14 protein-coding genes and 6 tRNA genes are annotated in these 13,058 nt (G+C 74.9%); 10 read left to right on the top strand and 10 right to left on the bottom strand.

Going from position 1 to position 13,058, the window contains the following annotated elements; genetic code table 11:
• The first annotated feature begins 70 nt into the window (after window positions 1-70).
• A complete protein-coding gene (locus HYE82_RS26220) occupies window positions 71-889 on the top strand; it encodes an RNA methyltransferase (protein ID WP_179176629.1) in 819 nt (272 codons plus the stop codon).
• Window positions 890-947: 58 nt separating this feature from the next.
• On the opposite strand, the gene HYE82_RS26225 is transcribed toward HYE82_RS26220, so the two are convergent.
• Window positions 948-2,174, bottom strand: a complete 1,227-nt coding sequence (locus HYE82_RS26225) for a serine/threonine-protein kinase (RefSeq protein ID WP_179176630.1) — start codon at window positions 2,172-2,174, stop codon at window positions 948-950.
• Between the two features lie 623 nt (window positions 2,175-2,797).
• On the opposite strand from HYE82_RS26225, the gene HYE82_RS26230 reads away from it, so the two are divergent.
• Both HYE82_RS26230 and HYE82_RS26235 read left to right on the top strand, forming a co-directional pair.
• Window positions 2,798-2,983 (top strand): hypothetical protein, encoded by a 186-nt coding sequence (locus tag HYE82_RS26230; RefSeq protein ID WP_179176631.1) that lies wholly within the window; start codon window positions 2,798-2,800, stop codon window positions 2,981-2,983.
• 254 nt (window positions 2,984-3,237) lie between these two features.
• Window positions 3,238-4,248 carry a phosphotransferase family protein gene (locus HYE82_RS26235; RefSeq protein WP_179176632.1) on the top strand — a complete coding sequence of 337 codons (1,011 nt, stop codon included), beginning with the start codon at window positions 3,238-3,240 and terminating at the stop codon, window positions 4,246-4,248.
• 66 nt (window positions 4,249-4,314) lie between these two features.
• On the opposite strand, the gene HYE82_RS26240 is transcribed toward HYE82_RS26235, so the two are convergent.
• The 5 genes from HYE82_RS26240 to HYE82_RS26260 all read right to left on the bottom strand — a co-directional run bounded on the left by HYE82_RS26240 (window position 4,315) and on the right by HYE82_RS26260 (window position 4,788).
• Window positions 4,315-4,386: transfer RNA gene (locus HYE82_RS26240), tRNA-Val, on the bottom strand.
• Between the two features lie 52 nt (window positions 4,387-4,438).
• Window positions 4,439-4,510: transfer RNA gene (locus tag HYE82_RS26245), tRNA-Val, on the bottom strand.
• 19 nt (window positions 4,511-4,529) lie between these two features.
• Window positions 4,530-4,601, bottom strand: a tRNA-Val gene (locus HYE82_RS26250).
• A 1-nt stretch (window position 4,602) separates the two neighbouring features.
• Window positions 4,603-4,676 (bottom strand) — tRNA-Cys (locus HYE82_RS26255).
• A 39-nt stretch (window positions 4,677-4,715) separates the two neighbouring features.
• A tRNA-Gly gene (locus HYE82_RS26260) sits at window positions 4,716-4,788 on the bottom strand.
• A gap of 181 nt (window positions 4,789-4,969) precedes the next feature.
• Between HYE82_RS26260 and HYE82_RS26265 the strand changes: the two genes are divergently transcribed.
• From HYE82_RS26265 to HYE82_RS26275, 3 genes are all read left to right on the top strand, one after another.
• Window positions 4,970-6,025, top strand: a complete 1,056-nt coding sequence (locus HYE82_RS26265; RefSeq protein ID WP_179176633.1) for a chorismate-binding protein — start codon at window positions 4,970-4,972, stop codon at window positions 6,023-6,025.
• 16 nt (window positions 6,026-6,041) lie between these two features.
• Window positions 6,042-6,866 (top strand): aminotransferase class IV, encoded by an 825-nt coding sequence (locus HYE82_RS26270; protein ID WP_179176634.1) that lies wholly within the window; start codon window positions 6,042-6,044, stop codon window positions 6,864-6,866.
• Between the two features lie 79 nt (window positions 6,867-6,945).
• On the top strand, window positions 6,946-7,776 hold the full coding sequence (locus HYE82_RS26275) for a GNAT family N-acetyltransferase (protein WP_179176635.1): 831 nt from the start codon (window positions 6,946-6,948) through the stop codon (window positions 7,774-7,776).
• A 170-nt stretch (window positions 7,777-7,946) separates the two neighbouring features.
• Here the strand turns inward: HYE82_RS26275 and HYE82_RS26280 are convergent, their stop codons facing one another.
• Window positions 7,947-8,450, bottom strand: coding sequence for a DsbA family protein (locus HYE82_RS26280; protein ID WP_179176636.1), 504 nt, complete (start codon window positions 8,448-8,450; stop codon window positions 7,947-7,949).
• A gap of 180 nt (window positions 8,451-8,630) precedes the next feature.
• Here HYE82_RS26280 and HYE82_RS26285 point away from each other — a divergent pair, with 180 nt between their 5' ends.
• On the top strand, window positions 8,631-9,113 hold the full coding sequence (locus HYE82_RS26285; protein WP_179176637.1) for a hypothetical protein: 483 nt from the start codon (window positions 8,631-8,633) through the stop codon (window positions 9,111-9,113).
• Window positions 9,114-9,262: 149 nt separating this feature from the next.
• Window positions 9,263-9,442 carry a hypothetical protein gene (locus HYE82_RS38445; protein WP_256987697.1) on the top strand — a complete coding sequence of 60 codons (180 nt, stop codon included), beginning with the start codon at window positions 9,263-9,265 and terminating at the stop codon, window positions 9,440-9,442.
• Here HYE82_RS38445 and HYE82_RS26290 read toward each other — a convergent pair.
• On the bottom strand, window positions 9,383-10,003 hold the full coding sequence (locus HYE82_RS26290; RefSeq protein WP_179176638.1) for a CGNR zinc finger domain-containing protein: 621 nt from the start codon (window positions 10,001-10,003) through the stop codon (window positions 9,383-9,385). The two genes, HYE82_RS38445 and HYE82_RS26290, sit on opposite strands and share 60 nt — an antisense overlap.
• A 270-nt stretch (window positions 10,004-10,273) precedes the next feature.
• Window positions 10,274-10,687, bottom strand: coding sequence for an SsgA family sporulation/cell division regulator (locus HYE82_RS26295; RefSeq protein ID WP_030011909.1), 414 nt, complete (start codon window positions 10,685-10,687; stop codon window positions 10,274-10,276).
• Between the two features lie 177 nt (window positions 10,688-10,864).
• Between HYE82_RS26295 and HYE82_RS26300 the strand changes: the two genes are divergently transcribed.
• Together HYE82_RS26300 and HYE82_RS26305 are read left to right on the top strand one after the other, a co-directional pair.
• Window positions 10,865-11,335, top strand: coding sequence for a TIGR02611 family protein (locus HYE82_RS26300; protein ID WP_179176639.1), 471 nt, complete (start codon window positions 10,865-10,867; stop codon window positions 11,333-11,335).
• A gap of 46 nt (window positions 11,336-11,381) precedes the next feature.
• Window positions 11,382-11,453, top strand: a tRNA-Val gene (locus HYE82_RS26305).
• Between the two features lie 61 nt (window positions 11,454-11,514).
• On the opposite strand, the gene HYE82_RS26310 is transcribed toward HYE82_RS26305, so the two are convergent.
• Window positions 11,515-13,058: SCO7613 C-terminal domain-containing membrane protein (locus HYE82_RS26310; protein ID WP_369009820.1), on the bottom strand; the 1,544-nt coding region annotated here is incomplete at its 5' end.

Below are 13,058 nucleotides of genomic sequence, written 5' to 3' on the forward strand. Positions count from 1 at the left end.
CCCGACCCACTGAACCCCCGCCGCCCGGCAGGGCGTTGGCACCGCACCCAGGACAAGGCAGTATCACCCTGTGGCTGATCTCATCACCGTCGAAGACCCCGACGACCCGCGCCTGCGCGACTACACCGGCCTGACCGACGTGGAGTTGCGGCGCCGCCGCGAACCCGAGGAGGGCCTGTTCATCGCCGAGGGCGAGAAGGTCATCAGACGGGCCAAGGACGCCGGGTTCGAGATGCGCTCGATGCTGCTGTCCGCCAAGTGGGTCGACGTCATGCGCGACGTCATCGACGAACTCCCCGCCCCCGTCTACGCCGTCAGCCCGGAGCTCGCCGAACGCGTCACCGGCTACCACGTGCACCGCGGCGCCCTCGCCTCGATGCAGCGCAAGCCGCTGCCCGAGGCGTCCGAGCTGCTGGCGGGGGAGGGGACCGGTCAGCGCATCGCGGTCTTCGAGGGGTTCGTCGACCACGCGAACCTGGGCGCCGCCTTCCGCAGCGCCGCCGCTCTCGGCATCGGCGCGATACTCCTGTCCCCGGACTGCGCCGACCCGCTGTACCGGCGCGCCATCAAGGTGTCCATGGGGTCGGTGTTCTCGGTGCCGTACGCCCGCCTCGATTCCTGGCCGGCCGATCTGGAGAAGGTCCGGGAGGCGGGCTACCGCATCCTGGCCATGACGCCGAGCCCCAAGGCGACGCCGCTGGACCAAGTGCCGCCGGAGCGCTTCGAACGCTGCGCGATCATGCTGGGCTCGGAGGGGCACGGCCTGTCGACGCACGCGCTGCGCGCCGCCGACGAATGGGTCCGGATCCCGATGGCCGAGGGCATCGACTCCCTCAACGTGGCAGCGGCCTCCGCGGTGGCGTTCTACGCGACCCGTCCCAAGGGCTGACGGGCGCAGCAGCCCGACAGCCGTCCGCCGCGCCGTACGCCGCCCGCGCCGCGCCGCCTCAGAGCTTCTGGGCGGCGGCGATGCCGAGGGCCACGATCAGCGTCACCACGACGAACACGATCAGCCGCTGCCGCATCAGTCGCGGGTCCGGCCGTGAGGACCGCCGCCCCGCCCCCGTCGTGCGGGGGGCCGGACGGCCGCCCGTGCGCCCCGCCGTCGGCCGTGACGACGGACCACCCGGGTGCCGCGGCGACGACGGACGGGAGGACGGGCCGCCCGCCGCGCCCCTGCCGCCCGCCGCGCCCCGGCCGGCGGCCTTGGCCGCCGCCTGCGGCGCCGGCGTGCCGCCCGTGCGCCGCTCCCGCCGTTCCGGGCGCTCCTCCCGGTACGGCTGCGGCAGCAGTCCCGTCGGCCGGTCGGGCCGCGGCCCCCGCTGCGCCGGCGGACGCCCGTCGGACAGTCCCTGGGCCTCACGGGCCGCGATCTCCTTCAGCCGCATCGACAGCTGCAGCGTGGTGGGCCGGTCCTCCGGGTCCTTGGCCAGGCAGGCCCGTACGAGCGGCGCGAGGGCGTCGGGGACACCGACGAGGTGCGGCTCCTCGTGCACCACGCGGTACAGCATCACCTCGGAACTGCCGTGCCCGAAGGGCGAGTCGGCGGTCGCCGCGTACGCGAGGGTGGCGCCGAGCGCGAAGACGTCGGTGGCCGGGGTGACGGCCGCGCCGCGCACCTGCTCGGGTGCGAGGAAGCCGGGGGAGCCCACGGCGGTGCCGACGTGGGTGAGGGTGCTGGCGCCGGTGGCCCAGGCGATGCCGAAGTCGATGATCCGCGGCCCCTTGGGCGACAGCAGGATGTTCGACGGCTTGAGGTCCCGGTGCACGACCCCGGCCTCGTGGACGGCGACCAGCCCCTCCGACAGGGCGGCGCCGATCGCGGCGATCTGGGCGGCGGTGAGGGCGCCGTCCTCGGCCACCTTGTCGTGCAGCGACGGTCCGGGCACGTACTGGGTTGCGAACCACGGCCGCTCGGCCTCCAGGTCCGCGGCCACCAGGCGCGCCGTGCACCCGCCGCGGATCCGCCGGGCGGCGGACACCTCCCGGGCGAACCGGGAGCGGAACTCCTGGTCCTCGGCAAGGTCGGGCCGGATCACCTTGAGGGCGACGCGCTGCCCGCGCCGGTCGGACCCCAGGTAGACCACGCCCATCCCGCCGGCGCCGAGCCGCCGGTGCAGCCTGAACGTGCCGACGACTCGCGGGTCCTCGCGCCGGAGCCGCATCATCGCCATGTCCACCCCGCTGCCGGTCGTCCTGTTGACGTGGCACAGCTTACGGACGATCCGGCACGCGCGCTCAGAGGCCGCGCCCTCGCCTCCGCTATCGATTGTCAGTGCGGCAGCGCCCACTTGAGGGTGTCTCAGGCCGGTGGAAGGGTGTGGCAAGACAAGCCGGTCGAGATGTCAATCCGCGCGCGCGGCAAGGGGGTTGAGGGCGCGGGGCGCCCGGGGAGGGATGCTGCCCGGCGGGCGGCGGCCGCGTGCGCGGGGCGCGCGAGCCGGGCGGTCGTCCGGGTGGTCCGTATCCGACACGCGTGTGCGGGGAGTGACGGAAGTGAGCGAATTCACTACCCTCCGGTCATCTTCCGCGATCATGCCCCGGCCGTCCCCGTGCCGCCCGCCGGTCCTGTGCCGGTGCCGCCCCCTCCGGGACATCCCCCATCCCGAGGGCGCGGCCTCCAACCAGCGGAGTACGCCGGACGTGCCTGCGTCATCCTCCTGGAGGCCCTCCAATGGGTACGAGGGCAGGACGCCCCGCCACCCCCGCCCGCCTAGTGTGGAGGACATGCGGCGGGCGGCGCTCTCGTCCCCCGAGGTCCCGCGCCCGCCGCAGCCAGACGACAGGGGAGAGGACCATGGCGGACACGGCACGGCACGGACGCAAGGCCTTCGCGTTCAACGCCCACGAGTCCGGTACGCGCCACCCGCTGGTGGCCGCGGCCATGGTGCTCCCCCTGGCCGCCCTCCTGCTCTTCCTCTTCGGAGGCTTCGACCAGGTGGCGGCACAGGCGTCGTCCGTGGGCGTGATGCTGGGGCGCTGAGCGGCGCCCCGGGTCCGGGAGAGCGGCCCGGGCCGGGACATCGGCCCGTCCGACCCCGTGGGGACGGGGGAACGGCGGACGGCAGGTGAAGGGTGCTGCCCGTGCGACTGGGGAGTCGCACGGGCGGCACGCTCGCGCACACCCGCCTGCGCGGGCTCTTGCACCTCCGCGTTCGCTCGCGCATGCCCGCGTCATCCCGGCCGCCTTTTCGTAACCTGTCCGAGAGGGCGAGTGACGACAGTCCGGGAGCCGCGATGAACCAGGAGCACGCCGCCCGGCGCCTCGGGAAGGGCTCGGTGCCCGCCCCCGCGGCGCCGCTGCCCGCCGCGCTGGCCGTGTACGCCACCGGCGAGCCCGCCGCGCGGTACGAGCTCCTCGCCGACCGGGAGGAAGGGACCGTCGTCCGCTGCGGCGGCATCGTGGCCAAGGCGCACGCCGCCGACAGCGACTGCGACGGCCTGGCCGTCCGGATGCGGATCGCCGCCGACCGGGCCCTGGCGGGTGTCCTGCTGCCCCCGCTGCGCCCCGGGGCGGGCCTGCTGCGGGGCCGCCCGGTGTCCCTGTGGCCGTACGGCGCCCCCGTCGACCCCGAGCGCCCCGAGGCCGCCCCCTGGGAGGCGGCCGCCCGGCTGCTGGCAGCCCTGCACCAAGTGCCGCTCGACGGGCTCCCGGGCCCGCTTCCACCGATGCGCGGCCCCGACAGGCTCTCCCGCGCCCTCGGACGCCTCGCCCGCGCCGCGTCCGCGGAGCGTGCCGGCCACCGCTTCGAGCCGGGCCTGGATCCCGGCGTGGTCCGGGAGGCTGCCCGTACCCTGCCCGCCTGGGTGCGGGGGGCGGCCCCGGCGCCGCCCGGCGGGGTCCTGTGCCACGGGGACCTGCACCTGGGCCAGCTGGTGCGGGGCAGCGCCGCCGACGGCGGCTGGCGGCTGATCGACGTCGACGACCTCGGCATCGGGACGCCGGCCTGGGACCTGGCCCGGCCCGCCGCCTGGTACGCGGCCGGCGTCCTCAGCGCCGACGCCTGGGGCCGGTTCCTCGACGCCTACCGTGCCGCCGACGGGCCGGCCGCCGGGCCGGCCGGCCGCGACCCCGGGCCGCCCCTGGACCTCGCGGCCCGCGCCCTGACGGTGCAGACCGCCGCACTCGCCCTGGCGAGATCGGCCGAGAACCGCCGCCGACTCGACGACGTGGAACGGCTGATGGTGGAGTCCTGCGCCCGGATCGCCGCGCTCCCGCCCGACGTGGCGGCACCCGCCCCGTCCTGAGGCCCGGTCCGGGACGACGGCAACGCGGAAGCCCCGGCCGTCGAGACGGCCGGGGCTTCCGGTCGGTGCGCGATACTGGGATTGAACCAGTGACCTCTTCCGTGTCAGGGAAGCGCTCTCCCGCTGAGCTAATCGCGCGGGCTCCACGGCTCGAAAGCCGCAGGTCAAACAGGCGTTGCAGGATACTGCGTGCGCGATACTGGGATTGAACCAGTGACCTCTTCCGTGTCAGGGAAGCGCTCTCCCGCTGAGCTAATCGCGCGGGGGATCCGGAGATCCGGTGGACGATACTGGGATTGAACCAGTGACCTCTTCCGTGTCAGGGAAGCGCTCTCCCGCTGAGCTAATCGTCCTTGGAGGTGGAGACGGGATTTGAACCCGTGTAGACGGCTTTGCAGGCCGTTGCCTCGCCTCTCGGCCACTCCACCTCGGAGTTGCAGGGGCTCTCGGGAAGATCCCCCACTCAGAGCGGACGACGAGACTCGAACTCGCGACATCCACCTTGGCAAGGTGGTGCTCTACCAACTGAGCTACGTCCGCACCGTCACCCTGTTCGCTCCGGGGTTTTTCCCCTTCGCTCCCTGGCGACGTGTTGAACTCTAGCGGATTCCCGGGCCAGCTCAAAAACGCGTTTCCGCAGCGTGCTGCCATCCGATCACCACCGGTCACCCGCCGGTCACCTCCACGGCGGGTTTGCGCCACCGGTCATAGACTCGCAGCCGTGCACGACCTGCTTCCTCTGGCCCGCTTCGGCGGCCTCCTCGCGACCGATCTCCGCGACGTCACCAGCGATCCCGCGGCCCTCGACTCCTCCGGCTTCTGGGCGGTCGCCGCAGACTTCGAGGGGCGCCTGGTCTGCGCGCGGTTCGGCGACGTACGCCCCGCGCCCGTCCCGGAGCCCGTCCCGGGCGCCTGGCGCGGCCCCGCGCCGGACCGGTGGTCCTCCTCGCTGGACCGGGCCGCGTACACGGCCGGCGTCCGCCGCATCCGCGAGCACATAGCCGCCGGCGAGGTCTACCAGGCGAACCTCTGCCGCGTGATGTCCGCGCCGCTGCCCGAGCCGGACCGCGCCGACGTGGACGCCCTGACCGCACTGCTCGCCCGCGGCAACCCGGCCCCGTACGCGGGAACGATTCGCCTCCCGGCGCACGGCGTCGAGATCGCCACCGCCTCGCCCGAGCTGTTCCTGCGCCGGGCCGGGCACCACGTGGAGTCCGGCCCGATCAAGGGCACCGGCCGCACCGCCGCCGACCTGCTGCCCAAGGACCACGCCGAGAACGTGATGATCGTGGACCTCGTCCGCAACGACCTCGGCCGGGTCTGCGCCACCGGCTCCGTGACCGTCCCCGAGCTGTGCGCCGTCGAGGAGCACCCGGGCCTGGTCCACCTCGTCTCCACCGTCAGCGGCGAGTTGGCCGAGGGCGCCGGCTGGCCGGAACTGCTCGCCGCGACCTTCCCGCCCGGCTCCGTCACCGGCGCGCCCAAGTCCTCCGCCCTGCGGATCATCGAGGCCCTGGAGACCGCCCCGCGCGGCCCCTACTGCGGCGGCATCGGCTGGGTCGACGCCGACCGCGGCACCGCCGAACTCGCCGTCGGGATCCGCACCTTCTGGATCGACCGGCAGGCCCCCGGCGGCCCGCAGCTGCTCTTCGGCACCGGCGCCGGCATCACCTGGGGCTCCGACCCGGACCGGGAATGGGCCGAGACGGAGCTCAAGGCCGCCCGGTTGCTGCGGGTAGCGTCGGGGCAGCATGCGGTGACTGGTACCCCTGGCTGAGCGGAGGGATCGTACGGTGAGGATCTGGCTCGACGGCGCGCTGCGGGACGCCGAAAGTGCACGGGTGTCCGTGTTCGACCACGGGCTGACCGTCGGTGACGGCGTGTTCGAGACGCTGAAGGCGGAGGGCGGCCGGGTCTTCGCCCTCACCCGCCACGTGGAGCGGCTGACCCGCTCCGCCCGCGGCCTCGGCCTGCCCGACCCGGATCCCGAGGAGCTCCGCCGGGCCTGCGAGGCCGTCCTCGGAGCCAATCCCATGCGCCTGGGCCGGCTGCGCATCACCTACACCGGCGGGCTGTCGCCCCTCGGCTCCGACCGCGGCGACTGCGGGCCCACCCTCGTCGTCGCCGTCGGCGAGACCACCCGCAGGCCGGACACCACGTCCGTGATCACCGTGCCGTGGGTCCGCAACGAGCGCTCGGCCGTGGCCGGACTGAAGAGCACCTCCTACGCGGAGAACGTCGTCGCGCTCGCCGCCGCCCACAAGAGCGCCGCCTCCGAGGCCCTGTTCGCCAACACCCTCGGCCGGCTGTGCGAGGGCACCGGCTCCAACGTGTTCGTGGTCCTGGACGGGGAACTGCACACCCCGCCCCTGTCCTCCGGCTGCCTCGCCGGGATCACCCGTGCCCTCGTCGTCGAATGGGCCGGCGCCAAGGAGACCGATCTGCCCTTCGACGTGCTGGAGCGGGCCGAGGAGGTCTTCCTGACCTCCACCCTGCGCGACGTCCAGGCCGTGCGCCGCATCGACGGCCGCGTCCTCGCCCCGGCCGCGCCCGGACCCGTCACTGCCGAGGCGATGCGGATCTTCGACGCGCGCTCCGCCGACGACCTCGACCCGTAGCCGCACCGCACCGCCCGCAGCGGCCGCACGGCCCGGAATCCGTTGTGCACGCGACCGCGGGGCGGGTAGAACCAGAAGGATGACCACCACCCTGCGGCCCGGCGGGCCGCTCCAGCAGGGCGCCGGCGGCGCCCGGTCGCGTCCCTACGAGATCCGGGTCAACAGCAGGCGCGTGGGCGCGCTGCTCATCGCCTGCGACACCCCCTTCGGCCCGTCGGTCGGCGTGATCCGCGACCTGGCCGTCGACCCGCCCGACCGCGGGCGGGGCCGCGCCACCGTCGCCGCGCTCGCCGCGGAGGAGGTGCTGCGCGGCTGGGGATGCCGCCGGGTCACCGCCTCGATCCCGACGGCCTCGCCGGCCGGCCTGCGTCTGGCCGCCGCCCTCGGCTACACCGAGTCCGGCCGCAACATGGCCAAGGAACTCCCGGCCGGGCCGCCCGCCCTGTCCGGCGGGGTGGAGGGCCGCCCGATGACGCCGGCCGAGTACGAGGTCTGGCTCGCCGAGGCGCTGGAGGGCTACGCCGCCGACTGGGCCGCCCGCGGCATGCCGCCCGAGGCCGCGCGGGCGAAGTCGGAGGCCGACCATGCCCGAGACCTGCCCCGGGGACTGGACACCCCGGGGGTCAGCCTGTGCACGCTGGAGGCCGCGGGCGTCCCGGTCGGCCATCTGTGGGTGGCGCCCTCGCGCACCCGGCAGGGCGCCTACGTCTACGACGTGGCGGTCGCCGAACCGTACCGGGGGCGTGGGCACGGGCGGGACCTGATGCTCCTGGCCGAGCGCAGGGCCCTGGCCGGCGGCCACCGCACGCTCGGCCTGCACGTCTTCGCCGGAAACACCCCGGCCCTCAGGCTCTACGAGTCCCTCGGCTACCGGCCGACCGACATCCACTTCGCCAAGGACCTGCTCTAGGTGCCGACCGGAAGGGTCTGACGGGCCGCGGCACCCGGTGCGGTGCATCGCGAGGCCGAGGGCCGCAGCGCGCACGCGGCGTACGCGCGCGGTCCGATGACGCGGAGAGGTGCCGTGCCGGACCCCGTGAGGCGGTGGAACCCTTCCGGCCGGAGCACGAGACCGCCCGGTCAGTCGGTGCCGGCGGCCAGCAGCCGGTCCGCGATCTCCTCGATACGGGCGCGCAGGCCCTCCTGGCTCTTGCCGCCGTCCAGGCGCTCGCCGCCGATGACGTACGTCGGCGTGCCCGTCACGCCGATCGCCTTGCCCTCGGCGTGATCGGCGTCGACGATCAGGATGTGCCGGCCGTCGATCAGTGCGGTGTCGAACTCGTCGGAGTCGAGGCCGAGTTCGCGAGCCACCTCCAGCAGCACGGCCTCGCCGCGCTCGGCCAGCTCCGCGGTGCGGGCGAGGACGGCCTCCGCGTACGGCCAGCCCTGCCCCTGCTCGGCGGCCTCCTCGGCGGCCTGTGCAGCGGCGAAGGCGTGCTTGTGCTTCTCCAGCGGGAAGTGGCGCAGCCGGATGTCCAGCCGGTCGCCGTAGCGGGCCCGCAGGGCGCGTACGTCGTCCAGAGCGCTGTGGCAGTCCGAGCACTGGAGCTCGCACCAGACGTCGAGGATCACGGAATCGGTCATGCCCACAGTCTCCCAGCCGCCGCGCCCCGGCGGCGCCGCCCACCCCCTCAGGAGGAGACGGACCCCGATATGTCCCGGAGATCCGCCGCAGGCCCCTCCCGCGCATGGCCCCGGCACCGGCGTCCGGTGCAGGATGGAGGGAACGGAGAACCACCCGACGGCGCCGCTCTGGAGGACCGCATGCTCGCCGAGACCGTATGTTCCGCGCTGGCCGCGGCAGGCCTGGGCATCGCCGCGGTGACCGCCTACCGCAAGCGCTTCCTCACGGCCGCGCGTCTCGCGGCGTACGCGCTGGTGCCCGCCGGGCTCGTGCTGACGGGCGTGGTGGCGTGGGCCGCCGACATCGTCTTCAAACCGACCGTGTGGGCGGGCTTCGGCGTACTCGCGCTCGCCTGGGCTCTGTTCGCCACCACCCGGGCGGTCGAGCGCCGCGCCCTCGGCAAGGCGGGCCGGGCCGGACAGGTCGACCCGTCCGGCCGGGCCGCCGGGAAGGCCGGCAAGCCCGGGAAGGCGCCGCGGGCGGCCCGGGGCAGCGCCGCACCGGAGGCCGTCGCGCCCGCCGCGTCCGCGCCCTCCCTCGGGAAGCCGGCGGCCCGGCCGGCGCCCGCCCCCGACGACGACTTCTCCGACATCGAGGCGATCCTGAAGAAGCACGGAATCTGAGCCGGAAGCACGGGATCCGAGCCAGAAGCACGGATTCCGGGCCGCCGTCCCCGGTTTGCCGAGGGGATGACGAGAAGGGGTGAACTCCCGCCCGAACGCAGGCGTGTTGGGGGCAGCCGCCGGGGGTGCTGGGTCATCATCGCCCCGACATGCTCGAGACATCGCAGGGTGAGCCGACGGTTCCCGCGCCGGCCGCGGCTCCCGCCCCCGTTGCCGAGGAGCCGCGAGGCTGCCTCTTCGCGCTTTCCCAGCCGCCCCTGATGATCTTCCTAGGGGTGATCGGCACCCTGCTGCTGCTCGCCGCCGTGCACGATCTCTTCCTGCTCTGACGGCGCGGCGTCGGCCTCCTTGCGGCGCGCCCGGTACGCCGCCACGTGCAGCCGGTTCCCACAGGTCCGGCTGTCGCAGTAGCGCCGCGAGCGGTTGCGGGACAGGTCCACGAAGGCCCGTCGGCAGTCGGGGGCCTCGCAGCGGCGCAGCCGCTCCTGCTCGCCCGAGACCACGATGAAGGCCAGCGCCATGCCGCCGTCCGCCGCGAGGTGGTCGCCGAGCGAGGCGCCGGGGGCGAAGTAGTGGACGTGCCAGTCGTAGCCGTCGTGGTTGGTGAGCTGCGGCGTCGTGCCGGCGGTCGCGACCAGTTCGTTGATCAGCCCGGCGGCGGCGCGCGTGTGCGGCGCCCCGAAGATCTGGGCGAACTTGCCGCGGACCGCGCGGACGCCCGCCAGGTCGCGGGCTCCCAGGTCGCCCACGTCGCTGATCTTGTACTCGCGGACGAATTCGCGCAGCGAGCCGACGTCCGCGAGGCCGTCGGGCTGGTCCGCCTCGGCCGCGGTGTTCACCAGCGCGACGACGACGTCGAGCGCGCCACGGGTGTCGTGGGGGATCTGCACGGAACTCGCTCCCTGAGGCCGGCCTGCGGCGACGGGCCGGTGCCGCCGCTTGGGGGCCGACTCTAGCCGCCCCCGGCCGCCGGCGGGAGGCGCCCCTGTGCGGACGGCCGGGGCGGAAAGCGCGCCGGCGCCGCCCTCGCGGGCGGCTTCCGCGAGAACAGCGCCGGCACTGCCGTATGTGGTTTTTCCCCAGCCCGCACCGTCGCCCCGAGTCGGACGGTGCGCAGTGGTCCCCGGCCGCTGCCGGGGGCGCTCCCCGCGGGGGCTGGCTCAGCTCTCCGCAAGAATGTGCGAGAGCTCCTTGTCCAAGTCGAAGTGCCGGTGCTCGGTCCCGGGTGGAACCGCGGCGTCCGTGCGCTTGAGGAATGACTCGAGCGCCCGGGCGGGTGCTTCGAGCAGTGCTTCTCCCTCCGGTGAGCTCAGGGCGATGCAGACGACGCCCTGACCGTGGCTGCGGGACGGCCAGACGCGGACGTCCCCGGTTCCGGTGGGCCGGTGGAGGCCCTCCGCGAGGAGGTCGCGGGCGAACACCCATTCGACCGTCTCCTCGGCGCCGGTGTGGAAGGTGGCGTGCACGGCGTAGGGATCGGCCGTGTCATACCGCAGGCCCGCGGGAACAGGCAGTGAGGACTCGCTCGACACAACGAGGCGCAGGTGCAGCTCGCAGCTGACCGTGGTGTTCATAAGCGCCAGGGCCTTTCGCTCAGTGTGCGCTCGGGGATTCGCACGTCGGCGAAATCGACATGCCACCTACGGTGCCGTTGTAAACCCCTCTGACCGTTTTGCGGACCTCTGGGTCCCCCGGACGGCGGATCCACACCGCCGTACCCGTGTGCTTCCGGCTCCGGTAGATTCGGACTCATGGATACGGGGAGTGAGCGCGAGGCCCGAGGGTCCGCAGCCGGACAGGCCAGCAGCGAAGCCGGTGCCGAGAGCGCCGCGACCACCACCGGAGCAGCACCGCACGTGTCGAGGGCGCCGGCGTTCATCCGGCGCAGCCGCTCGCTGCACATCAGCTGGCAGGTCGGCGTCTTCGTCGTCGGCCTCGCAGTGATCGCCGCGGGCGCCGCCATGCTCGTCCTGCCCGGGCCCGGGTGGGTCGCGATCTTCGCAGGTCTGGCGATCTGGGCCACCGAGTTCGCCTGGGCGCACCTCGTCCTGCACTGGACGAAGCGCAAGGTCACCGAGGCCGCCCAGAAGGCCCTCGATCCGAAGGTCCGCCGCCGCAACATCATCCTCACCACGGCCGGGCTCGTGATCGCCGGTGCGCTGATCGGCTTCTACCTGTGGAAGTACGGCCTGACGATGCCCTGGGACCTCAAGGACCAGTGATGGTCAAAGAGCGCCGCTCACATGGGGTAATGTTTGCGGTGCGCCCGGGCGATTAGCTCAGTGGGAGAGCGCTTCGTTCACACCGAAGAGGTCACTGGTTCGAACCCAGTATCGCCCACCCGGACCGAGGGCCCGGAGACGGAAACCGTCTCCGGGCCCTCGGCGTTTCCCGGCGCTTCTCACCGGAAGCGGCCCAGCGCCGCCCGGAGCCGGCGCGCGTCCCGCAGCCGCTTCTCGTACGTCGCCCCCACCGCGAGGAGCAGCAGCCCCGCCATGGCCGGCGGCAGCCAGCGCGGCAGCAGCCCGACCACCTGGACCACGTACGGCGCCAGCTCGTGCAGGGCCACCGCGGCCAGGACGCCGCCGCCCAGCAGCAGCGGGGCCTGGAGCCTGCGGTGCGCGCCCACCAGGGTCACCGCGAGCGCCGCCGTGCCCAGCAGCAGCGGCCGCAGCCAGTACGGGTCCTGCCACGCCTCGGCCAGGCCGGGGAGCAGCGTCGCCCCCAGGCCGGGCCCGTACGCCGTCCAGGACGAGGCCTGCGGGTCCCTGCGGCGGCGCAGCACGCCCACCGCCAGGGCCGCCGCCGTCACCGGCAGCGTGTACGCCTCCGTCACCGTCACCCCGGACACCCACAGCCGCAGCCATGCCGCCACGACGCCCAGCACCGCCGCCGCCCAGCCCATCCGGCGCCGCTCCGGGCGGACGGCCACGCCCGCGCAGCCCACCGCCGCCAGCGCGCACGCCAGGGACAGCACCGCCGGCTCCCGCACCGCCACCGCGAGCGCCACCACGCCCACCGCGGCCGCGGCCGACTCCGCCGCCGGGCGCACCCGGCCCAGCCGCGGCCCCGCGACCGCCGGCGCCGCGGCCACCGCCAGCAGCGGCAGGGACCACCAGGCCACCGCGAGCCCCGCCAGCGCGCACAGCGCCGCCACCACGGCCGCCGCGTACCACAGGGCGAGTACCGCCGCGCCCGCCCGCACGTCCGCCGGAGCGCTCCGCCGCGCCGCCACCACGGCACAGCCCGCACCGAGCAACCCGAACACCGCGAAGGTGGCCCAGCGCCCGTCCAGCGCCGCGAGAGACACATCCACGGCCCCGACCGCCGCACACGCCGCGGCCACCCGCCCGACATCCCCCGCAACACCCGCCGTGCCCGCGCCCGTGGTGCCCGCCGTGCCTGCGCCTGCCGCCTCCCCGCTGCCGGCCGCCGCCCGCAGGGCCAGCGCGGCGGTCGCCGCCGTCACCGCCAGCTGCGCCCCGAGCACCGCCGCCACCGGCAGCCCCTGGCCCATCGGTGCCGTGAACAGCCCGGCCCAGCCGCACACCACCGCGACCGCCCGCGCGGCCGCCGCCCCCGCAACACCCGCCGTGCCCGGCGCGCCGGCGCCTGCCGTGCCCGTTCCCGCTGCTGCCGTGCCCGCCGTACTCGCCGTGCCCGTACCCGGCGCGCCCGCGTCCGGCGTGCCCGGACGGGTCTGCGGCAGGTAGCGGGACGCCCACCAGGCTGTGAGTGCCGTGAGCAACAGGGCGGCCAGGGCCGGGGCGCCCGGCCCCCAGGCCGCCGCTCCGGCCGGGACCACCGGGGTCCACACCCACACCACCGCGACCGCCCGCGCGGCCGCCGCCCCCGCAACACCCGCCGTGCCCGGCGCGCCGGCGCCTGCCGTGCCCGTTCCCGCTGCTGCCGTGCCCGCCGTACTCGCCGTGCCCGTACCCGGCG

This window comes from Streptomyces sp. BR123, from assembly GCF_013401435.1.
Lineage (GTDB): Bacteria > Actinomycetota > Actinomycetes > Streptomycetales > Streptomycetaceae > Streptomyces.

Bases quoted from the DNA above. Each gene is read 5' to 3' on its own strand.
- HYE82_RS26225 (WP_179176630.1), bottom strand. From the start codon at position 2,174: ATGGCGATGATGCGGCTCCGGCGCGAGGACCCGCGAGTCGTCGGCACG.
- HYE82_RS26230 (WP_179176631.1), top strand. From the start codon at position 2,798: ATGGCGGACACGGCACGGCACGGACGCAAGGCCTTCGCGTTCAACGCC.
- HYE82_RS26235 (WP_179176632.1), top strand. From the start codon at position 3,238: ATGAACCAGGAGCACGCCGCCCGGCGCCTCGGGAAGGGCTCGGTGCCC.
- HYE82_RS26275 (WP_179176635.1), top strand. From the start codon at position 6,946: ATGACCACCACCCTGCGGCCCGGCGGGCCGCTCCAGCAGGGCGCCGGC.
- HYE82_RS26280 (WP_179176636.1), bottom strand. From the start codon at position 8,450: ATGACCGATTCCGTGATCCTCGACGTCTGGTGCGAGCTCCAGTGCTCG.
- HYE82_RS26285 (WP_179176637.1), top strand. From the start codon at position 8,631: ATGCTCGCCGAGACCGTATGTTCCGCGCTGGCCGCGGCAGGCCTGGGC.
- HYE82_RS38445 (WP_256987697.1), top strand. From the start codon at position 9,263: ATGCTCGAGACATCGCAGGGTGAGCCGACGGTTCCCGCGCCGGCCGCG.
- HYE82_RS26295 (WP_030011909.1), bottom strand. From the start codon at position 10,687: ATGAACACCACGGTCAGCTGCGAGCTGCACCTGCGCCTCGTTGTGTCG.
- HYE82_RS26300 (WP_179176639.1), top strand. From the start codon at position 10,865: ATGGATACGGGGAGTGAGCGCGAGGCCCGAGGGTCCGCAGCCGGACAG.